Here is a 25,393-nt window from a genome sequence, read left to right as displayed (position 1 = left end):
TTGCGCTCCCAATCGGCGAGCAACCCTGCGTATCATCTGATGTGCGCGGCGATTTGAGAGACTATGCGGCGCTGACAGCCAAGCCGCCTTCAACCAAGTTGACCCAGTAGCCGATCCCGTAAGGAATTGCATTGTCGTCGAAGTCATAGGTCGGATTGTGCAGCCCCGCGGTAGGTCCGTTGCCAAGGAATAGGAACGCGCCAGGCCGCGCCTGCAACATGTAAGAGAAGTCCTCAGAGACCATCACCGGCTTGACCTGTTCGTCGACTGCCTCTCGGCCAACAAGACGCCGTGCGGCTGCGGCGGCCAATTTGGTCGCCTCTGTATGATTGAAGGTCAGCGGCTCGAGGCGCCGGTGCCGATATTCCACTCTAGCCCCGAAAGCTGCCGCGATATTGTCAGCGCAGACCTTAATTTGTTTTTCCGCAAAATCACGCAATGCTGGCGATAGGCTCCTAACCGTTCCGCCCAGCGTCACGGAGTCAGGAATGATGTGGTAGGACTCACTTCCGGTGAATTTTGGCACAGACACAACGAGTGCTTCCGTCGGATCGAGGTTTCGGGAAACCAAGGTCTGGAGTGCCGTGATGATCTGTGCTCCGACCACCACCGGATCTATGGTAAGATGAGGCGTTGCAGCGTGTCCGCCCCGGCCTGTAACGGTGATGTCAAATTCGTCGAGCGCCGCCATAATTGATCCGTCTCGAATACCGAACTTGCCAACCTCAATACCCGGCATGTTGTGCATGCCGAAGACTTGGAAAATATTGAACCTGTCCATCAACCCTTCTTGCACCATTCGTCCCGCGCCCTGCCCGTCTTCCTCGGCGGGCTGGAAAATGAGTGCCACCGAACCCTTGAAGTTTCGTGTGGCGGAAAGATGCTTGGCGGCACCCAGCAGCATGGCGGTGTGGCCGTCATGACCACAGGCATGCATCTTCCCTTCGATTTGGGAGGTCCAGGGCTTGCCGGTAGCCTCGACGATCGGCAGGGCGTCCATATCCGCACGCAGGCCAATCGTCGGTCCGTCCCCGCCGGCGCCTTGGATCACCGCGACGACACCGGTCTCGGCGATGCCGGTCTCGATGTGGTTTATCCCGAAGGAAGCAAGCTTTTCAGCGACGAAGCGGGCGGTGTTGTGTACGTTGTATCCGAGTTCTGGATTCTGGTGGAGGTGACGGCGCCAAGCGATAACCTCATCGTGAATATCCCGGAAATCATCGACACTGCGCATTCTTGTCTCCTGCACCAAAATGAGCAGACCCGCTCCTGGGTCTGCCAGCTCGAACCACATCTGCGCAGCCTGGTCTCGGAGGGCATCCTAGATGCGCGCTTCCGTGTCGCGTCTTTTACCGCTGGAAAGCTTCCGGGGTTGAACCTCGACAGTCAAATGCATTGTGTATATTGACACCATCTCGCTTCGAGATGAGGCAAACTCCTCGCACTTCACGTGAGTGATGGACCTCTAGATGACCGGCGGCCGGCTGTTATTCCTGGCTATTCGGCAAGATTCCGCCAAAGTAATAGCGAGCTGAAGCGACCGATCTGCCTTGCGGCCCGTTGTGCTTGCAGTAACTCCTCGAGAAACCGCCTTCATCGTCGCGCCCGTTCATGAAGTATGGCGTCAGATAATTTCTCGGCAACCATAATCGTTGGGATGTTGGTATTTGCTCGGGGGCAGAATGGCATCACCGAAGCATCGGCAACTCTTAGACCCGATAGTCCATGAACGCGCCCAGTCGGATCCGTCACACTGTTTGGATCATGAGCAAATCCCATTCTGCAAGTTGACGTAGGATGAAAGTTCCCAAAAACGTTTTGTCGTACGAAGCTATCAAGCAGATCATCATTATTTAGAAGATCTGAGATGCTGCGGCCATCAGTGATTGCAAACCTGATCAGGCTTCGCCGAAGCCAAGGGGAACTATCCATAAGGGATGCGAGAAAAGAGGTGAGACCGTAGTTCAAACGGTTGTACTTGCCGATTCGCTTTGCTCGTCCAGTCCAGGTGGAAGGAAAGGGGTCAAGCGCCGTATGCACCAAGGCCTTATGATTAATCAGTTTCGCAACGAATCGAAATGCGCTTTTCAATCGCTCAGTGTCGCGTTCGTCGCTCAACATATCGAAATTCACCTCTGGCTCAAGAAGATGAGAGGAACTCTTGAGCGAGACAGTTCCTGTCGAATAGACGCGGTTAACCCAGAAATTGAGCGTCCCCAAGCGTTTGCCAACAGGATGCCAGGCAGATTTCGCCAGAACCGAGATGGCCATATCGGTGGGTGGGCAACCGTCGTGACCTGATGAATATCGAGCATGCATCTGGATATATCCGGTTGAGGTCGGCATCATGCGATCACTCGGTTTTAGGTACGCCGAGATGGCGACCCCGGCATGCTCCTGCAGATTTTTTCCGACCCCTTCGACATCTGCCACGACTTGAATGCCGACCTCTGACAAAACTTTTCCCGGACCAATACCGGATCGCATCAGTATCGCTGGCGAGTGAATTGCACCAGCACAGAGGACGACCACTGGAGCATTGTAGGATTGGCGACCCGTCTTACTCTCAGTATCGACGCCGGTTATTTGACGCCCTGAAATGGTTAGCCTTACGACCGTAGTCTCTGACAATATTCTGAGATTTGGCCGAGCGCGGACGCTCTCTGGTAGATACGCCATCGCAGCTGATACACGGCGACGATTGAGGTTTGTGAGTGGGACAACAGAGTGACCGTCCCGGAACTCACCATTAAAGTCTGGCCGGAAGGGTATGTTCTCATCTTCGAGAGCCGTTGACACCGCGTTGACGAACCCAGACCACTCTCCTTTATCGGCACGGCTAATCGGCAGCGGCCCGCTGTTGCCGTGTAAGTGATCGCGAAAATCCAGATCGCATTCGAGTCGGCGGAAATATGGCAATACGCCTTCCCAGTCCCAACCCGTTGCCCCGGTGGACGCCCACTCATCGTAATCAGCAGGGCCACCCCGGTTGGCGACCTGAGCGTTGATACTGGATCCTCCACCTATGACCCGAGCTTGCTCGTAGTGCACGCGTCTGTTGCCATCTCGGGCGACGGCTGCAGTAAGCGATGGCCATTGATACTGCTGATTGTAGTAAGCGCGCGTGGGGTTGCCGTCGAGAATATCGTCAGGAATTTCGTTCGGGGGGAAGTCCGGCCCAGCCTCGATGAGCAACACCTGACTGCCATTGGCCGACAACCTGTTCGCCATGACGCATCCAGATGAGCCGCCACCTACAATTATATAGTCGAACAGCAACGATTCCTCCCCATCTTGAGTTTGCAAGGCAACCTCTAAAGCCGAGATCTGGATGCCTCCGTCACCGGATCAGTACGCCGGCGGCAAATGCGCGATCTGCGCGCCGAGCTCATAGTAGCGTTCTCTGATAGCCCGAAAGGAGGCGCTCCGCGCCGAAGATACGGGCAGGAACATCCCGTCGAGCGGCAGCTCCCCGCTGACATGGCGGGCGAGCTCGCGGCCGAACACTGTGCCAGGCGCGATGCCTCGTCCGTTGAAACCCGCCACCGCGATCATGTTTTCCGCCGGGATATGAAGGCGGGGCAGATGGTCGGTCGTCATGCCGATCCGACCATACCACTCATGTTCCAGTTCGACATCCCCGATTTGCGGGAAGAGCGCTCGAATACGCCGCCGCGCCCAGTTGCGATGGATCACGGTTCCGGTGCCGCGGAGCGCGCCGACGCTGCCGACGATGAGACGGCCGGCATCGTCTGTGCGAAAAGCGGTCAGCACGGTGCGGGTATCCCACGCGCCGTGCCCTTCGGGCAGGATCGTGTGGCGAATTCTGTGGCTTAGCGGCGCAGTCGCAACATGGAAGAACGGCAGCACCACTTGTTCGCGGCGCAGCTCCGGGAGGATGCGGGACGTGTAGGTGTCGGTTGAAAGAACCGCCCATTTGGCCCGGACGCTTCCTCCTTGCGTTGCGAGCCGCCAGAGGCGGCCCTCGCGCCCGATGTGCTCGACCGGGCTCGCGGTGAAGACGGTCGCGCCGGCGGCAATCGCCGCACCAGCGAGGCCGCGCACATAGGCGAGTGGCTGGATGGTCCCGGCACGGAGGTCGAGGAGACCTGCGGCGAAGGCCGAGGTGCCTGTCTTAGCACGTGTCTGCCCGGCATCGAGGATGTGTACCGGAGCGCCGAGCGCCTGCCATTGCCGGGCCCGCTCCATGATCTCGGCGACGCCCTTCTTATCGGCTCCGCAGTGAATCGTGCCGGCCCGCTTCAGCTCGCACGGCAAGTTGTGCTTGTCGACGATCTCGAAGACGGTGCGTGGGGAATCGCGCAGCAAATTAAGCAAACGATCGCCATAGAGCGGACCGAGCGTCTCCTTGAGTGCCGATGGCATCACCCAGAGGCCCGCATTCACCAACCCGGTGCTCCGCCCGGCGGCGCCAAAACCAATCTCGGCTGCCTCGATCACGACAGCGCTCAGGCCCCGCTCTGCAAGGTGCAGCGCAGTGGACAACCCGGTGTAGCCCGCACCGACGATCGCGACGTCAGCGACGACGTCGCCTACCAGCTTCTCCGTTGCAGGTGGCGGCGGAGCTGTCCGCTCCCAAAGCCCATGTGACCGCCGATCGTTCAGCATTCTTCCCGCTCCCACCCATCTCAACACTTAGCGAGGCTACCTTCGCCAACGAGAAAAATCACGCGATCGGACAATTCCCACGCGCACGCCATTTCAAACCTAGCTGTATGACTCTTGCCGCCGGGCAGACCAGTGATCATCCTGTCCCAAGCTCGGCCGAGCAAATCCATGGGAGGCCCATTCCCTTTCAAGTGCGGCCAAAAGTCAGGCTCAAGCAGAGCCGCTATCGGTCAGGTGCCCGACCAGCGCAAAATTCTGTGAGGAAACCTTGTTGACTGCCTGAGACGGAGTCAGACAGGCTGAAGGCTCCACTCTGGCTAATCGTGCGCAGAGAATCAGAGCGCCCGGCAGGAGACTGAGCTCGCTGCCGGGCCGGTGCGCCTTGGGAGGGGGCGTAGCTAAGAATCTTTTGGAAAAGTTCTACCGCGTTCATGCCAGCTTTAGAATAACGGGATCGGACTTAGGCAACCATAGCCTGTTTAACCGGCCGATTTCCGCGGATTATTCCTTGTCAACGCAGAAAATCGGCGTTGCACGAGGAAATGTGCATGAAAGCGGCGATACATCGGCCAGACCGGAACCGGCAAGTCGTGGCTGGCCTGCGCCTTCGGCCGGCAAGCAGCACGGCTCGATCACTCCGTGCTCTATGCGCGCGCCCCGGAAATCGATATACGAGTAAACGGATGACGCCGACATCCTCTTCAAATGTCGCCGGTTGTTACGTTGCTCGCATGCCGCCACCTTCGGAGATGCTCTGGAACAAGATCGTTTGTTTCCGGGCAAGCACCGATACCACGGCCTAGGGGAGTTGACGGATCTACGATCAACGATCGATCCCGGCCATCATCCAGTCGGGGTAGCGATTGCCGGAAACCGTTCCTGTCGCGAGCGCTTTGTCGAGCGTCTGAATGTCGGCGGCAGTCAGTTGGACAGTGTCGGCGCCGACATTCTGCTCCAGATAGATGCGTCTCTTAGTACCCGGGATCGGGACGATGTCATCCCCCTTGTGCAGCAACCAGGCGAGGGCGATCTGCGCTGGTCTCGCGCCCTTAGCTTGAGCGATGTTGAACAGGGTCTGAGCCGCCTTCACGTTGCTGTCGTAGTTCGAGGCCCGATACCGTTCATCGAACCGGCGGGTATCGCCTTCAGGATATTCCTCAGCGCATTTGACGCCACCGGCGAGGAAGCCGCGGCCCAATGGGCAGAAAGGCACCAACCCGATGCCCAGCTCACGAAGCACCGGGATTACGTCACCCTCAAGGTTGCGCTCCCACAGCGAGTATTCGCTCTGCAGCGCCGAGACAGGGTGCACCGCATGCGCCCGGCGCAGCGTGGCGCCGCCCACTTCCGATAGGCCGAAGAAACGCACTTTGCCCTCGCGCACCAGCTCCGCGACCGTACCTGCGACATCCTCGATCGGCACCTCGCGATCGATGCGATGCTGATATAGCAGATCAATATAGTCGCTTTGGAGCCGTCGCAGGGATCCTTCGACCGCGCGGCGGATGGAGTCGGGGCGGCTATCGGTTTCGGCGCCGACCTGGCGGCCGTTCTTGAAGCGAAAACCGAACTTAGAGGCGATCACCACCTTCTCCCGCCTGTCGCGAAAAGCGCGGCCGAGCAGTTCCTCATTCGTGTAGGGACCATAGGCCTCTGCGGTATCGAAAAAGTCGCAGCCGAGCTCGATTGACCGGTGCAGCACGACTATCGACTCCTCCTCATCCGCGGGCCCGTAGCACTGGCTCATTCCCATGCAACCGAGGCCGACCGCGCCCACTCGCAGGCCTTGCATACCCAGTCGCCGCCTGCTCAATGTCATGGATGTTCAACCTTGTGAAAACGTGTGGAGGCAAGGATATGGACTGCAGGCCGTACGGTGAATGCTTGAAAATCGTGCGCGAGAGTGCGAGAATGACGAATGGTCCGTACCGCGAAATTCTAAGCCTGACGGGGCGGAGACGCTGGTGAAGGGCGGCTTAACGGCCGGCCGACGTTGGGCGATCCGCTTCCCCGTCTCGAGACAATCGAGTTCTTCGCCTCGTGAACGGAAGCTGCCTGGTCATTCTCGACGGCGAGGCGCCGCTCTGGTTCGCGAACGACGATGTGGCGCTGCTGTCGGCGCGACATCGCTTGTGTTGACGAATATTGATCCGGTCGATGCAATGACGCTGGTTCTCCTGACGGGTAGAATAGCCACCCAGATCGGCGACGGCTGGTTCCTCCATGCAGCACCCGGGACTACTTACCCCCCACTAGCAAACCAAATAGCGGGGTCAACGAGGGCTGCTTGTCAAGATCGCCGATGAAGTCCCCGATCAACCCGATTTGTTTCTCGGAGAAGGGCAGCATGGAGGTTTCGCTGCAATCCCTAAGTTTGCGTATGCCATCGATAAGCGAAGCAGGGTTTTCCGGATGTCCGAACGGCTTGTCCACACGAATGAAGTGTTCTGCTCCGCTCTTTAGCCTTACTTTAACTGTCGTCGGCGAATTCCCATACTGGCCGTGAGTGCGGTCGATCTCTGGATCAACCTCAACCTTGGTAACGGCCATAATCCGACGCACGGCCGCATCCTGGAGTGCTTCGGGACGGAAATCGCCAATTGCGACTCTCCCATGTTGCGCTGCAACAGAGATGACGTAAGGCAGGCTGTAACGCGCTACAACGGGGTCCTTTGGGTTCCACTTTTGGTCGTGCGGCTGACCCACAAGACTCTCCGCGCGCTGATTCAACCCGAGCTCAAGTGACACGATATCGTCGCCCGCGAAGTTGTGCTTGGCGCGCAGTTGCAGCAGCCCCTCGATCCCGAAATGATTACACTTGCAGGACGGCCAGGGCTTGAAGCCCATGGAAGCGTTAACATAGTCGCATCCCAGTTTGTCCATCAACATATTGAGGTCGAACTCAGGTTCGAAGGCCTTGTAGAAACCATACTTCCCAAAGAACGGCTCCCGCGGGCCGTTGAGGCCCACCATAGCTGACAGGGCCGACTCAATTCCGGAGCGGGCCCGCAATCCCTGTTGCAGCGCTACAGTGTGGGCACCTTCTTCATACATCTGATACTCGCCGGCGGCGTGGGCATAGGCGATTCCAAATGCATTTCGAGTTTTTTCTTCGTCAAGCCGGAGCAACTTGGTGCTAACAGCGGTCGCGCCCCAGACCGAGACCATGTTGTCGCGGCCTGTGTTCGAAGAATATGTGGTAACGCTGCGCGCGAGACGCACGTGCAGATCGATAGCTGTTGCAACTGCGGTCAGCAATTCTCTTCCGGTGATAGAACGGTCGCGTTCGGCCAGTGCTAGGGCCGGCGGGACATCATATGAGCTTGCGTGACAACCGTTAACGCAAATCTCATCCGTTTCATCAAAATCAAGGGCTCTGGCCGTAGTCGCGTTAACAAGAGCTGCCAAGCTCGAAGGAAGCTTATCTCCGGAAACCCAAACGGTGCATTCTGGCTTGCCACCCGACAACGAGCCCAGATCGCGAGCGAGGTGCGCAATAGGATCATTCGATCCGCCAATCGCGCACGCAATCGTATCCAGGATGGAGAGCTTGGCACGCTCGATCGCTTTCTCAGGTATTGTCTCGGCCCGGGAATTGAGAACATGCCTAATGATTTGCGTCGTTACATCCATTGTTGTACCTCCAAATGACATATCGAGCTGCTGATATCTAGAACCTAGCCCCCACCGATTCTTCGTGTTCGCCAGAGGTCGGAAATGGTGAGATTGACCATTTAATTAAGTCGACGGCCCGCTCAAGTATGGCCTCGGCCTGAGCAAGGCTGGGTGAAACTGCAACGACATGCCCGATGCGGTCTCGGTAATCGCCTTTCCTGACGATCGGCGTCATTGGATTAACGTAGAATTTGACCTCGGCGACACCTGATACTGCAGCCGCCCGACCGCCTCCATCGATCCAATCGAGGTTGCCATCGCGATCAGGAAGTAGGTACCGCGCGGCCGCAGCGTGCGAGCGCCTTCGGCGCAAATTCGTTTCGACGCCCGTGACAAGCTTAATGTGCTCGGTGATGAGATCGACACCGTACGCGAGCTGAGAAAGTTGAGATGCGGGTGAGCCGCCAAGCCGTGGATTGACCTCAATGACGACTGGGCCCCGCTTTGTCCAGCGGAATTCAATGTTGGTCGGGCCCCACCCCAGACCGAGAGCTTGCAAACAGCTCAATGAGATATCGGAGATACGCTCATACTCATCTTCATTCACCGGGGCCGGATAAGTAAACTCACGAATAACAAAATGTGGTGGAGGACCGAACTCGGCTACGCCAATCTCGAATAGCTCATTTCCCATTGTGTCAGCATAATAAAACCGACCTTCTGCGAATTCTTCAACAAGCATGCTCGGCGAGGCTCGCCATACATGCATTCCGCCCAAGAGGTAGCTCGTATGCTCGGCCAACTCCTCAAAATTACGGCACAATCGGACACCTACACTGCCGCTACCCGTGGCGGGCTTGAGAACAACCGGTAGGCCGATCTCGGCGGCAGCGTTTTTTACCTCCGGCGCATTTGCCGCCACGTGGTAGGCAGGTATTGGCACGCCGGCCCCCGCAAGGAACCTACGTTGGGCAAATTTGTCACAGCATCGCTCAACCGATGCGGGCTCAGGGCCCGATAGATTGAAGTGCTGGCAGAGCTTAGCAACCATTGCATAGGCCAGCTCATCGTCGCCCGAAAATCCCGTTATCCCAGCGATTTGGTAGGTTTCACCCAGCCGGGAACATTCGCGGGTGAGCGCATCGAATTGATCTGTATCGACGCGGATTGCCTCAGCAGTCTCATTTGCAAGATATTCGTACCGACCCGGATCAGCCGACAGGGTAATCGGATGAAGGCCAAGGCGCTGGGCCGCTTGAACATACAGCGGACCGTTGCCCCTATGGCCTTCCACCAGGATAAGCGCTCTTCTTGCCATTGACGTTGGTCTCTCTTGCGTGCCGTTCAACAGCCTGAGAGTAAACAGGCGTCGAACCTCATTCCTGGCTGCAGCTTTTTATTGCCCGGCCTTGACTTCGCACGACCATACCATTGTTGGCGAGAGTCAGTTATGAAAGCTTTGCAATGTAATTTGGATTATACTTTGCAAGAGTTTACAGAATTGTTTGACTGACGATTTGGTCCATTCTCGATCGAACCTAAAGGCCGGCCTGATCGATGCAGGCCGGTTCCCGCATGTTTCTCTTTCAGGGATAGCACACCCTACGGGGAGGCTCCTCGACTTCCGTGACAGAGCCAAACGCGCCGACATAATCATTAGACAACGCGATTGACCCCATTGTGTACTTTCTTGCGCCTGCATCGAAATGCGGCGGCGGTATCTACCCGCCCGAAATGGCCCGCGGTGTCGCTTTTACTAAGCAGAAGGCTGCCACATCTGAATTGCTGCCATCGCCGCGACACGGACCGAGGGCGTCGTAGCAGCGCCTTTAGTCGAGGGTACTCCCTCACTTACCATTTTTTCCCGTCCACTCCTCGATTGTGCGTTGCACCGAAGACGCAGCGATCGCCGGAGCAACCTTCATATGATCTGGCCGATCGGCCGATTCCAAGGGGTGGTCAGCGCACCGGCGGCAGATGCGCGATCTGCGCGCCGAGCTCATAAAAGCCCTCTCTGATGGCCCGGAAGGGGGCGTTCTGCGCCGGGGACACGGGCAGGAACATCCCACCGAGCGGCAGCTCGCCGCTGATATGGCGGGCGAGCTCGCGGCCGAACACCGTGCCCGGCGCTATGCCTCGTCCGTTGAAGCCCGTCAGCGCGATCATTTTTTCCGCTGGGATATGAAAGCTGGGCAGATGGTCGGTCGTCATGCCGATCCGACCATACCACTCATGTTCCAGCTCGACCTCACCGATTTGCGGGAAGAGCGCTCGAATACGCCGCCGCGCCCAGTTGCGATGGATCGCGGTTCCGGTGCCGCGGAGCGCGCCGATGCTGCCGACAATGAGGCGGCCGGCATCGTCTGTGCGAAAGGCGGTCAGCACGGTGCGGGTGTCCCACGCGCCGTGCCCCTCGGGCAGGATCGTGCGGCGAATGCTGTGGCTCAGCGGCGCAGTCGCGACATGGAAGACGGGCAGCACCACTTGCTCGCCACGCAGCGCGGGAAGGATGCGGGACGTGTAGGTGTCGGTTAAAAGAACCGCCCACTTGGCCCGGACGCTTCCACCTTGCGTGGCGAGCCGCCAGACGCCCGCCTCGCTCGCGATATACTCGACCGGGCTCGCCGTAAAGACGGTCGCGCCGGCAGCAATCGCCGCACCAGCGAGGCCGCGCACATAGGCGAGCGGCTGGATGGTCCCGGCACGCAGGTCGAGGAGGCCTCCGGGGAAGGCCGAGGTGCCTGTCTTGGCACGCGTCTCCCCGGCGTCGAGGATGTGCACCGGGGCGCCGAGCGCCTGCCACTGCCGAGCTCGCTCCGCGATCTCGGCAACGCCCTTCTTATCGGCTCCACAATGGATCGTGCCGGCCCGCTTCAGCTCGCACTGCAAGTTGTGCTTGTCGACGATCTCGAAGACGGTGCGTGGGGAATCGCGCAGCAAATTAAGCAAACGATCGCCATAGAGCGGACCGAGCGTCTCCTTGAGCGCCGAGGGCATCACCCAGAGGCCCGCATTCACCAACCCGGTGCTTCGCCCGGCGGCGCCAAAACCAATTTCGGCTGCCTCGATCACGACAGTGTCCAGGCCCCGCTCGGCAAGGTGCAGCGCAGTGGACAACCCGGTGTAGCCGGCGCCGACGATCGCGACATCGGCGACGAGGTTGCCTCCCAGCTTCTCCGTCGCAGGCGGCGGCGGAGCTGTCCGCTCCCAAAGCCCATGCGACCGCCGATCGTTCAGCATTCTTTCCGCTCGCGATCGATTGAGGACATTTTCAAGAAATCTCGCTTGTCAACAGTTGAGTCGCTCTGACGACCCGGCGATACGAATCGAGAGAAGTCGCCATGATTGCCAGTTCCGGGACCGAGCCTCGCCGTTCTGCTCACGTCGTGATACCTACTAGTACGCATGGGGGATTTTAGCCTTAAGACGCAATATATATGGCGTCTATGGCGCCGCTGGTTTCTGAGCAAACCTTCGGCACCCCGAGCGGATTCGCTGTGCCGGGATTGTGGGTAGGCGGGCGGATTCGGCACCGGCAGGTTCTGGGACTGTGCACGCCCCATGGGTATCACGGTCTTTGCCTACTAAACAGATTTGCAAAGCTTGATGACACGGGTCGGAAACGCCGCAGGAAAATAGATGGATTTAAATTTCGACGAATACGCTGAGATTGAGAGGAATTGCTCGGGAACCATCATGGAATCTTTCCGGTCGGTGCGGTCGCAGTTGGATGTGACCTGCACGCTCCTTGCTCCCCGAGCACAGTAGATCTACGGAAAGCGCCCGTGCCGCCCAACGCCTTTGAGTAAGTTATCTTCTGAAGCGCCGTCGCCCGCTAGGCTCGCCGCGCGACCAGTTGTGTTGGCGATCACATGAAGTCGCCGAATACACGTGCGGCCTGATGCTTTTCCAGGGCGCAGAAAACGGGGGACCGTCTTTGTTATTCGATTATATAATTGTAGGTGGCGGCTCTTCCGGATGCGTCATGGCGAACAGGCTATCGGCCAATGGAAGTCGGGTCCTGCTCATTGAGGCTGGGCCTGACTTTCGCCCTGATGCCATCCCTGATGATATCCTCGATGGCGACCCTACGAGGGCTTACTACAACCCCCGCTATCAGTGGCCGTCGCTCAACGCAACCATAGTCCAGGATGTCAGCAGGCGCACACACTATGAGCAAGCCCGGGTCATCGGAGGGGGCTCTAGCATTAATGCTCAAGTAGCTAATCGGGGAGGCCCTGCGGACTATGACGAATGGGCGTCTGGCGGTGCGACGGGCTGGGATTGGGAAGGTGTCCTGCCATATTTCCGCCGACTTGAGTGCGATCTGGATTTTAACAATGAATTTCATGGCAACGACGGCCCACTGCCCATTAGACGCGTGGGCAAAGCAGAATGGTCCGGATTTATTCGCGCCGCTTCGAGCGCATTTGAAGATAACGGGATACCGTATCGACCAGACTTTAACGGCGTGTTTGGAGATGGTCACTCAGTTGTTCCATTGACGAACCGCAACGGTCATCGCGTCTCAGCTGCAATGGCTTATTTGTCGAAGAGCGTCCGAGCTCGACCCAACCTGACAATCCTGCCCGAGACGACGGTCGTACGTTTAACCTCTTCAGGACGTCAAATAACTGGGGTCGAGACCGAAAGTGAGACCGGCCGGCACTCATATGGCGCGTCAACGGTTGTCCTATGTGCCGGCGCCATCCATTCGCCGGCCTTGTTGATGCGGTCCGGGATCGGCCCAGCTGAACAGCTGTTGAACGTCGGAATCCCAGTTGTCGCAGATTTAAATGGCGTCGGAAAAAATCTTCAAGAGCACCCGGGTGTCGCCATCTCGGCGTATTTGAGGCAGGACGATCGAATGGCGCCTGTCGCGACCGGCTATATTCAGATGCATGCTCGTTACTCGTCAGGATACGAGGGCTGCCCGTCGAGCGATATGGCCATCTCAGCCCTCGCCAAGTCCGCGTGGCATCCGATCGGTAAACGCCTCGGCACCTTGGCTTTCTGGGTCAACCGCGCCTACTCGACAGGAACGGTTTCGCTCAAGAATTCTTCTCATGCTACTGAGCCGGAGGTGAATTTCAATATGTTGAGCGACAAGCGGGATGGTGAGCGATTGAAGGAGGCGTTTCGGTTCGTAGCACAGCTGCTTCAGCACAAGGCGCTGGTGGCGCTCGCACTTGACCCATTTCCTTCTACCTGGACTGGGCGAGCAAAGCGGATTAGCAAGTACAATCGCCTTAATTTCGGGCTCACTTCGATTGTCGCCACGGTTATGGATAGTAGCTCGTGGTTGCGTCGAAGCCTCATAAGATCTGTAATCACCGATGGTCATAGCATATCAGACCTCCTCGATAGCGACGAGCTTCTCGGCCACTTTATACGCCAGAATGCCTTTGGAAACTTTCATCCGACTTCAACTTGTCGAATGGGACCTGCTCTGGAACCAACTAGTGTTACGGATCCTTCCGGGCGCGTTCACCGCGTGTCGGGCTTAAGAGTCGCCGACGCATCGGTGATGCCATTTTGCCCTAGAGCAAATACGAACATCCCAACAATCATGGTCGCTGAAAAGATGTCTCACGCCATACTGAATGAGCGCTAATCGAGACGTGGATGCCCGTCAGGGATAGTGGGCGGAGCACTCCCAGACGTTCTGGCGCTTATCCATTGGCTCGCGTTAGTCGGCCCTGCTCGGGAACAAGACTATGACCGCTGTGCCTAGGCCTTCATGTCCGCGATCTGTTGTCGCTGCGCCATAGTCTTCAGCTCTGACAAATTGCGGAGCGTGTCGCTAAACCCTGCAATGCTTCGGGCAAGCTGCAGCCCTCCCGTATCAGGATTGGAGGAGACGGATGACCTAGCTTCGAAGCTTCTAGCAGAATTGGAGGAGTCGCCAAATCGTCGGTCTGCCCGATCAGCGAATATGGAAGGATCGTGGAGGGCTCAGGTTCAAGTGAACCAGAGGCACTCCGCAATACCGTCAGCCTTGGCAATGATGATGGTTGGGCGACTTCGAGTCGTGCTCATGGAAACCCGACAAGTGAAAGGAGCGCTCAAGGCGATCCCGGTCAAGACGGATCGCCAGGATGCCGAGGTACATTGGCTTCGCGTATACGCTGATAGGGCACAAGTCTCTCAGGTTGGCCAAAGGTCATGCAGAACTCTCGGAGTTGCAGCCTTGGCCTCTTCGATCTCTGCTGCAGACAAACGGTCCGCCAATTGGCCTAGGACCGAGCGGGCGACCTCTTCCGGTTCCACTGCCGGGTCGCGCTGGACGCCGTCGTGGATCCGATCGAGAAACGAATTCCGGTTTCTGGCTATGGCGCAGCGGCCGGGGTGCCAACCCTCGTAGTAAAAGCCGCGTAGTACGGCTGGCAGCTGCGCGCCCATGTATACGGCCTCGTCGCGATCCAGGCAGTCGCGCAAGGCGTGCAGCGTCGCAATCAGGGCTCGGAAAACCCGCTCGCGATCATGCCATTGAAGTCTCCACGCCAGATCGCTGATCCAATCCTGAGTTGCCTGCAAGGAATAGTTTAGATCGCGACTAACGTACATGATCGTTTCCGAGTCCTCGACATTCAGGATCAAATTACTCGCCGTCAAAGCCCAAACAAACTTGTCGCTTTAAGGTCGATTACCTGACAGGCCAGACTAGCACCACAAGGAATATGAGTAGAAACGGCCAGCGTCGGCGTCAGGCGCGGGGGCCTTGGAAATGAAGTCTGCCTGCCGGTCACGCACCAGATTCTAGAGGCGAAGCCTTCGGCGGTTCCGCGACCCCTAAAGGCCCGCGAGTACACTCGCTCGCGCTCCCAGGGCGGCCAGAGAAATACTCCTTTGGTGCCGATCATCTCGGTGCATCCCGGACTGCTCGCTCCGCGTTCTAAATCCGGAATTCATCGCCTTTGCCTTGGCGGCATGACTAAGCGGTCCGCTTTTGCCTGGATGTCGCGTGTGCTCGTGCCGCACAATTCACAGCATCAGCGCCTTCATCCTTGGAGGCATCATCGCCGCGCCACACAGGCGACGCGGGACGACTTAGATTGGCAGCTTGCTGCGCATCAGCCGAGGCGCACGGCGTCGTCACGATAGTTTGCGCACCCTGAGAAAACCGGGACACCTACTGCAATTCTCGCGCCCGTCCGGCGCCATTCCCGGCTTCGACTGACTCGTAATTGCGCAGCATCATTTCCGCTACGCTGAAATGCCGCCCTTGCTGCGACGTTAGGTGAGCGTCGATGTCCGGATAGATAAAGAAGGGAAGCGAAATTCGGTCACTGAGACCACTGTGCGCGACCTGATGCGGCGTACTTTTGAAGCGGTCGTCACTCAAGGCTTGAAGCATGTCACCCAGATTGACCACGAGACTGTCGGGCAGGCTCGGGACTGGCAACCAGCGTCCGCGCAACCACACTTGCAATGATCGGGTGGGGAGTTCCTCTTGTAGCAACAGCGTGAAGAAACCACCGTCGGTGTGCTTGGCGCACATGCCGCTGCGAGCTGGATACCGGATCACGCGTTGCCCTAGCGTTGGCGGGCTGAAATGGCTTCTGAACCAGCCCTGTTTCATACCAACTAGTTCGGCAAGCGCCGTTCCGAGCTGCGGGACAACTCTGCTGAGCACGGTCGCCTGCAAAGCAAGGAGGCTTCGCGCGAAACCAGGAGCCAAGGCGTCATCCGGGAGGAGCGTGCGTCCGGCAAACGGACGCTGGTCGCCTTCACTATCAATTCCCAGGTCGAAGAATTCCTTTGGATCTGGGCCGGCATCAGGATGTAGGATTTCGCCGTTCAACCGACTGTAGCCACGGGCGATGGAGGGGTACAAGCCTTGAGAGGCGTGATCATAGCGTTCCTTTACCGGTTGTGGCAACGCGAAGAACCGACGAGAAGATTCGATGGCTTGTACGATTTGTTCCTTCGGAATGCCGTGCTCGACAAGATAGAAAAAACCGCACTCCTCGCAGGCCGCTTGCAAGCGCTGTTGCTCTTCACGTTGGGTTGCATCGGCTCCCAGTTTCGCCAGCGAAATTTGTGGTAAAGTGGTCATGGTCGTTCATCCCTTGATGCTTTACGTTTGTGAGCAGAAATTCAGTAGTCATGTGCGGGCGCGCGATCGCCACTCGTGGCCAAATGTTGTAGCTGCCAAATAGGTCTTACGGGTGTCAACTCAGGCACATGACACGAGCCAATTCTGGCAGAAAATCCGGCCGGACATTTTCGAGAGCCGCCCATCAAAACCGACATTGCTCGGAAACAACGCAGGCATCGACCTTCCGGCTGTCTCGCTACTATCGCACTCGATCTCAACATGAGCGTTCCTGACGAATCCTGATGATTGAGCGCCATTAGTTCAGTTCATATTCAACGCTATATTCACTCATTCTTTTGCCGCCAGCAATATAAAATTTGTTATTATTTGTTGCTCGATCATGGCATCTTCGTCTTCGCAATTTAATTTCTATGTCAGGTGATTTTTCTGGACTTGGAAGGAGACCCGTTAAGCCAAATACGCGGAGGACCGGCTCGAACTCATCGAGTCTCGCGCCTAGCGAGCAATCTGGACCTGACATCGGAACTGGATCGAGAGTTCCTGACCGAGACGGGGGCAACCGAGGTTTTCGGACACGCAGGAGACCCCTCGCGAAGCGCTGCAAGAGCCACGCCGGTGTCATTCCAGGAGCAGCGAGAAGCTAGCAATCTTGACGCAGAGTGGAAGCGATGGCAGCTCTACCGTTCAACACATTCCTCCTCGACTTGAAGACGATCAGCTGTAAGCGCGCCGATATTTTACATAACCGGCCAACAGTTACTTTACGCTCCTCTGTGTGTTAGGTAGGCTTTTGCTTTACAATTCTATAATTCTTGCTCTCAGCGCTTTTATGGCAGCAGCTGTCCGACTGCCGGTGTCCGTTTTCCGCATCACGTTTTTTATGTGAAAATTGACAGTATTTGTTGATATACCTAAAATCATCCCTATCTCCCAGGAAGATTTACCTTTCGCCGTCCACACGATGCACTCTTTTTCCCTCGGAGAAAGGGCAGGTGTCTCGCCGCTTCCGCTCGAGTTAGCAGACTTCGCGAGTCTCAGATGGAAATGTAACGCCGCTAACTGCAAGTAGTTGATTGTTCTATTTGCAAATTCACCCTCCCCCGCTTGAGCAAAGTTCATGATCGCCAAGCTGCCATCGGGGTCATGCAATGGAACGCTGACGCCCGAGTTCATCCCGAATGTGGCTGCCTCATCGAAGAAGCGCCGCTCGTCGTCAGTCGTGCTTGCGTCGTTGTACACCTCACTCCATCGAAAGGCACATGCGCGCGTTCGACTGGTCCTGATGATGGGGTCGATTGTTTCGTAGCTCATTTTACAATAGCGCTCCTGCCATTCATCAGGGTACTGCAGCATGACTTTTGCATCGCCTCGGACCGGCTTCAGGGCTCTTTTGTCTGGCGTAAGACACCCATAGGCGATCCAAGGACAGTCAAAATTCAGAGCAAAAGTAGATAATAGGCAGAACAAGCGATCGGGGTTTCGAACGCCATCGGTCTGGTCGAGAAATCTGCCGAACTCGACTGCAAACGCCTCGCTCGCAGCGTCATGGCAATGCATCCTGGAGGCCGAAAGAAACCGGTCGGACATTCTGGTAGGAAGCCCTTGAATTTGAGAGACAGCAGTTATCCGCCGGGGGTCCATAGGCTCTGCTCCGTAACCAATTGCGATGGGTGTTTCCCGGCTTACCAAGCTTCTGGCTGTGCGGCGACGGAGCCGCCGTCCTCAGCAGGCCGGCATGGCTAGAGCTCTAGCATCTCAATCCAACTGGCTGGGTTATTTTGAAATTAAGTTTTTGCTTCGCTGCTGTCATGCGAGCGCAATATAAGACCGGCCTCTGAGTGATGATCATTCGCCGTCTTCAGAATCAATCTCTTGCAGCGCGCTGTCGAGAAAGTCTCACCGTGGCGTGCACATCAGCGTTTTAAACTACATTGACGGTGGTTGTTTCCGAGCCCGCGTTCCGGCTGCTAGTGGCTTAAATAGACTTCTTTGACAGAATGTCCTTGCGCTTGTTGTCTCCGGGCATTGAATCGTGAATGCCGGTAATGACATTTTTCTGCTACTTGAGCATCATGCTTCTTAGTGTCCGCCACCAGCATCAGAAACAATGGGGCGGAAGATGCCGGATAAATACCAGGAAAGGTCTGGCAAGGAACGCTCATTGCACTTTCCGCGCCTCGGTCAAGCGAGGAGAAAGATCGTTATCACCCTCGCATAAGCAGTCACCCGGCCAGATAATTGCCATCGCAAGGAGCCCAGGCAGCATTAAGCGGGCAAGAGCTTCCTTGTGATATCGGTAGTTGGGAAGCCGCAAAACCTGCTATCAAAGGGCTCCCGTTGCGAGGTTATGAAACAGGCTCTGTCGGCCGATCGCCGGTCAGGGGCTGCCAACGTCAGGTCCACCAGAGCACAAGATCCGGCCGCGCAAATCCGAAAAAGCTGTTCAGCAGCACGCGGCGCTTTCCGTTGCTTGATTGGCCGGTGACCCCATGAACGAAACCGCCATCGATCAGGGCGATATCCCCGGCCTTGAGCTGGATGTCGCGAGAAGGTACGCCCTCGAGATAGGCTGCCGAATAGGGATAGCCCGTGGTCTCCACCCCCTGCGACTTTCGATCGGCAACCGTCGGCTTGTGACTCCAGAGCCGCAGATTGCCACCTTCCTCGGACATGCTGGGGTAGAAGTTGAGCGCTGCGACAGTGTTATGCGCCACCGCAGAAAGCTCGTAATCGTTCCCGGCACGTAACACTTGAGCGACATCGTCGTGAGGGTCCAAAGAAAATGTGCCGCTGCCAGACCAACTGAGAGCGCGACAGACGTTAGCTTGGCCGTGTTCTGAACGGGCCAGCCGCAATTCGATGCCCTGTTTGTGAAGCTCGCGCTTCAACGCTTCGAATAATGCTCGGACCGGGTCAACCAGATTGCCAAAAAGGGCGTCAACGTGCGGCCGCGCATTTTCTGCCTCCGCGAAATAGGTGGCCGCATCCTTCCTGTAGTGGGATGCGCCGACATATTGTCCAGGGACACCATCTTTCCGCTCGTTGAGACCGGGACTGCCAAAAAACTTCGCGGTGATCTCCTCGGCTATTTCGGTGCTGAAAGCTTGGCTGATGTGCAGAGCCGTGATCTCACCTTTCAGGACCGAGATGATTTCCGCAGTGCTGATCGAGCCGGTTCGTTCTTTGATCGTAAGAGGCGAGATTGCCGGCGACTGAGATATCTGGTTAGGCATTGTGTTGCTCCTGAAGTGCGTGATCAAGAATGGCGATGCCGTGATCTAGTTCGACATCAGTGATGGTTATCGGCGGCAGGACTTTGACGACGTCGCGATTTGGCCCTGAGGACTCGATCAGCAAGCCATTTTCAAACGCGACATCGTGCACGCGGCTGACAACTGCCGGTGAACGGCACTTGAGGCCGGCCATCAGACCGCGGCCGCGCTTTTGTTCGATGGATTCGGGAAATTTCGCAACGAGCCGGTCGAGGTGCGTTTGCAGCTTAATGGCTGTCCGCTCGACACCCCCAGTAAACTGCGTGTCCGACCACATTTTGCACATGGCCCCTGCCGTCACGAAGGCGAAATTGTTGCCTCTGAATGTCCCGCTGTGTTCTCCGGGATTCCATATGTCGATGTCGGGCCGAATAAGAACAATCGACAACGGACTACCTGAACCGCTTAGCGACTTGGAAAGGGTCACGATGTCGGGTTCGATTTTGGCGAACTCGAACGAGAAGAAATCGCCCGTTCGTCCCGAACCTGCCTGAATGTCATCGACGATGAAAACAACGCCGTGCTTACGGCAGATGCGCTGAATTTCAGTAAGCCAAGCTGCGGATGCGGCGTTCATGCCGCCTTCTGCCTGGATGGTCTCCAGGATGATTGCGGCAGGTTTTTCTATGCCGCTCCCCGGGTCGCCCAATACCGAGTCGATGTAACCCGCGGAATCGAAATCTTGGCTCGGATAGGCGTGATAGGGAACACGGATCACATCGTGGCGAGCAACGCCCCCCAGCTCCCTGGTTGAAGCCGAACCCGACACTGCCAGAGAGCCGAGAGACATGCCGTGGAACGCATTTGTGAAGGCCATGACGCTCGAGCGGCCGGTATACTTTCGCGCCAGCGCCAGCGCCGCTTCGTTGGCGTTTGTGCCGGTCGGCCCAGGAAACTGTATTTTGTAGGAAAGGCCTCGGGGTTTCAGGATCCAGCCCACAAACGCTTCAATGAAGTCACGCTTTGCCGCCGTATGCATATCAAGCGACAGAAGAATGTTCTCACCGGCCAGATATTCAATTGCTGGCGCAAGAATATTCGGGTTGTTGTGTCCGTAATTAAGTGCTCCGGAGCCGACGAGGAAATCGATATATGAGCTACCCGCCTCGTCCCAGATGGTCGCCCCAACTGCCCTCGTGAAGACCGTGGGAAACGACCGCCCATAACGACGAACATTGGACTCATGGGCGGTGAAAGCGTCAGTGTTCATTTTAGGTCCTCTGCACTTAGGTGGTTCAACGAGGAGAGCGATTAAGGGCTTGTGGTTCGCGGTCAATGCTCTTTATTGGACATCGAAGATGAGAATGGCCTGACGAATACTGGGTCGAATTTCGCGGGGGAGTCGGCTGCCAACATCTCTTCGAAATGTTATCCGTTGTTGCGTTGCTCTCCCGTGCCGGTATCTCCAGAAAATGCGCTAAAACAGAATTGTTTCTATAGTTTCCGGGTAAGCACTGATACTACGGTATCGGGTAGTTGACGGATCCGCCTGTCGCCCCACGAGAGCAACTCTCGAGAAAAATCATAGGGTTAGTGCGATCAACAGGTCGCGTCCACAGGTTCTGTAGCTCGGCGGTAGCGAAGCCGCTCGCGAGCGCGCCCTCAACAGCGCCGAAGCGAGCGAGCGGCTTTGCGGCGGTCGTCTACCTTCTGTAAGGGTTGGGTTGCGGACACCAACCTGAATTTTGAAGGACCATTTAGAAGACGTCGGCTAATCATGGGAGCGGAGTCGCGCGCAGCGCCGATTGGCAATTGACGATCGGGAATTTGTGAGAGTTGTTGGGCTCGTTGGCGTGTTCGGCATTCTGGCTTGGATGAGCAGCTTGGGCGAGCCATCGAAACGGAAAGGCAAACCGGTACTCGATTGGGCGTTGCTGACATGGACTGCGCTCACTCGTACTCCATGTGTCGGTGACAACATTGAGTGGTAGAAATTGCCTGCAAGGTAGGCGTTCGAACTACGGAAACGCGGCACGGCAAGAAGCGGGTGATTGGTGATCAGACATGCAATGGCAAGTTTGATGGCGTCGGCGCCTGCCCTCAAAGCGCCACGGGTTTACGGCTTCCGTTAGCCGACGCGTAGCTATCACCCCTGGTCAAGCAAGCAACGGAGGACGACAAGTGAGCGTTGTCGCGCGCGATCTGGGCGAGATCGGCGCGGCAGGCCGACCCAGCCCCTCAAACCGCACGGCGGTCTTGACGGCTGGTCAGAACGGACATCTCGCGATTCCGAAGAGGCTGGCCAGCGTAGTCGAATCCGTGGGACATTTGCCGCACAAAACAGCAAGCGCCGAAAGCTGTCGGCCGAGAGGTTCTCAAAAGCGCGGGTGAGCGTATCGCCGATGCGCTGATCGAAGCTCTGCCAGTCTGATCTCTATCGTTCGATAGCCTTCCACGCTGATGTAGTGAGGGAGATTGTCGGAATCGTCGGCCTTGATGGTCATGCAGCCTTGGTCGAAAATTAGGGTCGCCTATCCGGCTTCTCCTCATTGAGAACAGGACTGTCGAATCTGGAATAGAACACCAGCATGGGTCCGAGATCAAAGGTCGTGCCGGGCGAAAGCCGGCGGACGGACCGCAGCCATGTTTCGGTTGACACGCCACCGATGCCTTGAGCCAGCGTGCTGGCGAATCTGGGCATCAGCGGAGCGATCGTCTGCGCCAGGATCGCGGCTGCGGTCGCCTGAACGGCGAGCGAAGTGCGGGTGCGAGCGAGGTAGAGTTGTCTCGCCGCTGGGAGAACACCTCGGCATAAAGAGCGGGGTAGAGTAGCGCGTGGTAGAAGGAATTATCGAAGCCGAAGAAATGTACAATCTGCCAGTCATTGCTGGGCAGGGCCGCATTCCAGTCACGGCCAAGCAAGTGAGCCAGCGCCTGGATGTTGTAAAGAAAAACCGAAAGCCATCTCCGGCCAGACCCAGATCACCTGCCTTGGGAAACCTTCGGCCGGTAGCCCCCAGTTCGAGGGATGGGTAATGGGCACGGAAAAGTCGCCGCGTTGGCGTAGACGCGCGAAGAGATCCATGATCCGAACGGGAGTTCCCGACGCCTTAGATGCCGGTCGATACGGTCGTAACATCGTTGCAGCGCAAATTCGGCACGGAGCACGGTGCCGACCACCGGCGCCGCGGCCGACTGACGAGACCGGGCTGCACCCAAGTCGTGGCATAGGTTTGACGCGCCGCATTCCTCATAGATGTTGCCCCAGCGGAGCCGCCGCAATGGGGGCAGAGGTTGCTAACATCCGGTTCGTACAGGCGATCGCCTGCACTGCATCGAAGAGCGCAGGGTTCTGGCGCAAATCTACCGCCGTACTGCTCAGAAGACTACGGGAACACGCGGCTTGAAACTCGCCATAAGCGTCATCCCTCATCCTGGGCAGGAAGCTGTGGACCTCGCAGTCAAGAAGAGCAAGCGTGGTGCGAATCTTGTCCGCGTAGTGGCGCGCCACCTTTGCGGGCGTCGATTGATCGGCATCGGCATGCGCCGCGACGTAGCTCTGGTAATCGTCGCTTCCAGTCAAGTGGTAGGCTTCGACCCCTTTCATGCGCAGGAAACGCGTATAGATGTCGGCGCCAAGATACGGGCCAGAAGATGCCCCAGATGCAGATCGCCATAAGGCGTCGGCGGCGTGGAGAAAAAGAAGATCGGCCCGCGCGGAAACGCGGCCTGTGCAGCTACATCGAGGGCGGCCTTGCTGTCGCGCCAATAGACATCGACGAAGTCTAGATCTTCGTCCCGATCGTTGTGCAGCACGCGCTTCAAAAGGCTCCACCAGAAGGACATCGCCGGCTTTGACCGAATTTCCCCAGGGTCGGTCCTGACCATTCCCGCGCCGGATAGGATCACGAAGGCCTCGATTTCGTCATGCGATGGGGCTCGGATGTGACGCCCGGTGCCACCTTGCCGAATGAAACCCCATGCCGACGCTTCCCGTTCCAAGCGTGGCCATGTCGATACCGAACGCCCGCGACAGCTCCGTTTGAGAAAACGTGGATTTGCGCATGACGAACCTCAGCTGTTGAAGCAGCGGGATGTTCGGCCGCCAACGCAACAGCCTCTGCTGCAAGCTGCGGAGACAGGTGGTAGCCTGACCCGTTGGTGCCCTCCGCCATAACAACTCGGCTCAGGGTCCCCAAGGCGGGCGACAACGGGCGCCAGTAGATGTAGACGTCACAGGAGACCGCCCGGCGACCACCTCCACGATCGACGTGCGGAAGCGTCGTAACGGGCTGGGGGCGAAGATTCAGTACTCCACAAATCAGAACACCATGCTCTTCGCGCTTTTTTTGAGCGGTCGATCCCTTTCCTGTGCATGCCTCGCCCGCTCTCCGTGAACTCAATCGCGATAGAAAATACCGTTTGGGGGCTTAAGTTGGTCGGGATCGGCCACTTTGCCCTCTGGCGGGTTAAGGCGCGCTTGAGCACGTTTTATTCAGCGCGGGTCGGTCCACCGGTTGAGGCACGTTGGAACACCAGGTAGAGTGTCCGCCGCGAACGATTGCTTTTGTTCGGTCGGGAGTAATGCGGTGCGTAATCGTCGAATATGAAGATGTCGCGAGCCTTCCATGATACGGGCTCCCAGGAGAGCGTTTCGGCAACTTCCGGGTCGATCACCCCGCCGGCATCCATGGGAAATACCCCCTTCTTGTGGTTGCCGGGGCTGAAGAAAAGCCCGCCATTGTCCGGGTCAGAGTCGTCAATGCCTATGGGGCAACGATCGAATGAACCATCCGGTCGGGCAGTTTGTGTAATATCCTGATGCGGGCGATAGCCCCCGCTGTCGGGATAATGTAAATCAGCAACTCCTTGAGCCTGCGAGACTCTCCGTCAAGCAGCTCCTCAACGGAGGACGTTATGCGCTGATCTTCTAGGAGCAAATTCCGCAATGGATCATGGAAGTCGAGAAAATTCTTGGCTTTTGAGGTTATCTTTCGACTCTCGGTCGTCTTCTCGAGCCACAGCATCCATTTATCATCGCTGACGTCCCAGCCTGAGACATCGTCAACAAAACTGGAGGTACGCTCCACAGCCGCGGGATCGAAGAACCTTTTGAGGGTGACGTATCCGTCTTTGTGCCACTTGTCTTTTTGTGCTTCAGTCAACATGCGAAAGCCTCCTGTGGAAAGACTGGTTGGGTCGACCATTCCAGTTACGGCACTCGCCGCCGGTCAGAAGTGTTGCGGAGGGCCCTCCATGACATGCCGGGGGTTGACGCTATTGGGCGGTACGTTGGGCTGCTGCTGTGCAAGGCTGTCCCTCCTCAACGGAGAAATCACTTGGCCTCATGAAGCTCTGCGCTCCGGCAGGATCTGCATAGTATTCCCGGCCGAGCATGCAATAGGCGGCGGGGCTGCAGGCAATCCTTTGGCGCGGCCACACGCACCGCATTCCGTGCGCCGGGAAACATGCGACAAGTTCCCGTTCGAGTCGGCCGATTAGCGGGAGCATCAGGGAAAAGAGCTGCACGGCTGTTTCGAAACAGGTACTGTCGAAAGAACTCGGCGCAAGACTGCCCATGTCAGGCTGAGCCGCGTCTGAGGGTTCCGCAAACCGAGCCTGGCCATCGCTTCACCCGGCCGCGCGACGACACGCATCGCCAATAGGCGGTACCATGAGCTGACCGCCGATCTAGCCCTGGCCGCCAAAACCACAGCACTTTGTGCGTGAGCGACCTGGTACGGAATTGACGATTGGAGGGGAAATGCAATCTCCCAGAATCATACGATGGGCGGAGGGATTCAAGGGCTGCTTCCGTTACGATCATTTCGGAGCGGACTCCGGCCTTCGCCGCCGCGGCGGCAGCATCATTCCT

16 protein-coding genes and 1 pseudogene are annotated in these 25,393 nt (G+C 57.4%); 2 read left to right on the top strand and 15 right to left on the bottom strand.

What is annotated here, in order from left to right; translation table 11 throughout:
* Positions 1-61 precede the first annotated feature (61 nt).
* The 3 genes from BQ8794_RS15365 to BQ8794_RS15355 form a co-directional block, all read right to left on the bottom strand.
* Positions 62-1,234: a M20 aminoacylase family protein gene (locus BQ8794_RS15365; RefSeq protein ID WP_077379116.1), complete on the bottom strand. Its 1,173-nt coding sequence runs from the start codon at positions 1,232-1,234 to the stop codon at positions 62-64.
* A 359-nt stretch (positions 1,235-1,593) separates the two neighbouring features.
* On the bottom strand, positions 1,594-3,279 hold the full coding sequence (locus BQ8794_RS15360; protein WP_077379115.1) for a GMC family oxidoreductase: 1,686 nt from the start codon (positions 3,277-3,279) through the stop codon (positions 1,594-1,596).
* Between the two features lie 69 nt (positions 3,280-3,348).
* Positions 3,349-4,629, bottom strand: coding sequence for an NAD(P)/FAD-dependent oxidoreductase (locus BQ8794_RS15355; protein ID WP_077379018.1), 1,281 nt, complete (start codon positions 4,627-4,629; stop codon positions 3,349-3,351).
* Positions 4,630-5,193: 564 nt separating this feature from the next.
* Here BQ8794_RS15355 and BQ8794_RS15350 point away from each other — a divergent pair.
* Positions 5,194-5,316, top strand: coding sequence for an ATP-binding protein (locus BQ8794_RS15350; RefSeq protein ID WP_077379114.1), 123 nt, complete (start codon positions 5,194-5,196; stop codon positions 5,314-5,316).
* Between the two features lie 136 nt (positions 5,317-5,452).
* Here BQ8794_RS15350 and BQ8794_RS15345 read toward each other — a convergent pair whose 3' ends face one another.
* The 4 genes from BQ8794_RS15345 to BQ8794_RS15330 form a co-directional block, all read right to left on the bottom strand.
* A complete protein-coding gene (locus tag BQ8794_RS15345) occupies positions 5,453-6,448 on the bottom strand; it encodes an aldo/keto reductase (RefSeq protein ID WP_077379016.1) in 996 nt (331 codons plus the stop codon).
* 419 nt (positions 6,449-6,867) lie between these two features.
* Positions 6,868-8,262, bottom strand: coding sequence for an MmgE/PrpD family protein (locus BQ8794_RS15340; RefSeq protein ID WP_077379014.1), 1,395 nt, complete (start codon positions 8,260-8,262; stop codon positions 6,868-6,870).
* Positions 8,263-8,299: 37 nt separating this feature from the next.
* Positions 8,300-9,562, bottom strand: a complete 1,263-nt coding sequence (locus BQ8794_RS15335) for an ATP-grasp domain-containing protein (protein ID WP_077379012.1) — start codon at positions 9,560-9,562, stop codon at positions 8,300-8,302.
* 641 nt (positions 9,563-10,203) lie between these two features.
* Positions 10,204-11,484, bottom strand: a complete 1,281-nt coding sequence (locus tag BQ8794_RS15330; RefSeq protein ID WP_077379011.1) for an NAD(P)/FAD-dependent oxidoreductase — start codon at positions 11,482-11,484, stop codon at positions 10,204-10,206.
* Between the two features lie 697 nt (positions 11,485-12,181).
* Between BQ8794_RS15330 and BQ8794_RS15325 the strand changes: the two genes are divergently transcribed.
* Positions 12,182-13,858, top strand: a complete 1,677-nt coding sequence (locus BQ8794_RS15325; protein WP_167378752.1) for a GMC family oxidoreductase — start codon at positions 12,182-12,184, stop codon at positions 13,856-13,858.
* Between the two features lie 533 nt (positions 13,859-14,391).
* Here the strand turns inward: BQ8794_RS15325 and BQ8794_RS15320 are convergent.
* From BQ8794_RS15320 to BQ8794_RS37385, 8 genes and pseudogenes are all read right to left on the bottom strand, one after another.
* Complete coding sequence (locus BQ8794_RS15320; RefSeq protein WP_244554977.1) at positions 14,392-14,844, bottom strand: DUF2267 domain-containing protein; 453 nt, start codon at positions 14,842-14,844, stop codon at positions 14,392-14,394.
* Between the two features lie 532 nt (positions 14,845-15,376).
* Entirely contained in the window at positions 15,377-16,303 is a 927-nt protein-coding gene (locus tag BQ8794_RS15315; protein WP_077379007.1) for a 2-oxoglutarate and iron-dependent oxygenase domain-containing protein, read from the bottom strand.
* Positions 16,304-17,101: 798 nt separating this feature from the next.
* Positions 17,102-17,893 (bottom strand): helix-turn-helix transcriptional regulator, encoded by a 792-nt coding sequence (locus tag BQ8794_RS15310; RefSeq protein ID WP_244554976.1) that lies wholly within the window; start codon positions 17,891-17,893, stop codon positions 17,102-17,104.
* Between the two features lie 806 nt (positions 17,894-18,699).
* Positions 18,700-19,539, bottom strand: coding sequence for a 2OG-Fe(II)-dependent halogenase WelO5 family protein (locus BQ8794_RS15305; protein WP_077379003.1), 840 nt, complete (start codon positions 19,537-19,539; stop codon positions 18,700-18,702).
* Positions 19,532-20,788 (bottom strand): diaminobutyrate--2-oxoglutarate transaminase, encoded by a 1,257-nt coding sequence (gene ectB / locus BQ8794_RS15300; RefSeq protein WP_077379000.1) that lies wholly within the window; start codon positions 20,786-20,788, stop codon positions 19,532-19,534. The genes BQ8794_RS15305 and ectB overlap by 8 nt, the downstream gene beginning before the upstream one ends.
* Before the next feature lie 1,980 nt (positions 20,789-22,768).
* Positions 22,769-23,125, bottom strand: a complete 357-nt coding sequence (locus tag BQ8794_RS36510) for a hypothetical protein (RefSeq protein WP_244554975.1) — start codon at positions 23,123-23,125, stop codon at positions 22,769-22,771.
* Positions 23,122-23,343 (bottom strand): hypothetical protein, encoded by a 222-nt coding sequence (locus BQ8794_RS36505; protein ID WP_244554974.1) that lies wholly within the window; start codon positions 23,341-23,343, stop codon positions 23,122-23,124. The genes BQ8794_RS36510 and BQ8794_RS36505 overlap by 4 nt, the downstream gene beginning before the upstream one ends.
* Before the next feature lie 666 nt (positions 23,344-24,009).
* Positions 24,010-24,686, bottom strand: a pseudogene (locus BQ8794_RS37385) (phytanoyl-CoA dioxygenase family protein).
* Positions 24,687-25,393 lie beyond the last annotated feature (707 nt).

It is taken from the genome of Mesorhizobium prunaredense (assembly GCF_900156895.1).
GTDB classification, from domain to species: Bacteria; Pseudomonadota; Alphaproteobacteria; order Rhizobiales; family Rhizobiaceae; genus Mesorhizobium; species Mesorhizobium prunaredense.
Note: the sequence above shows the minus strand (reverse complement) of the source record. Positions and strands in the feature narration are given on the sequence as shown.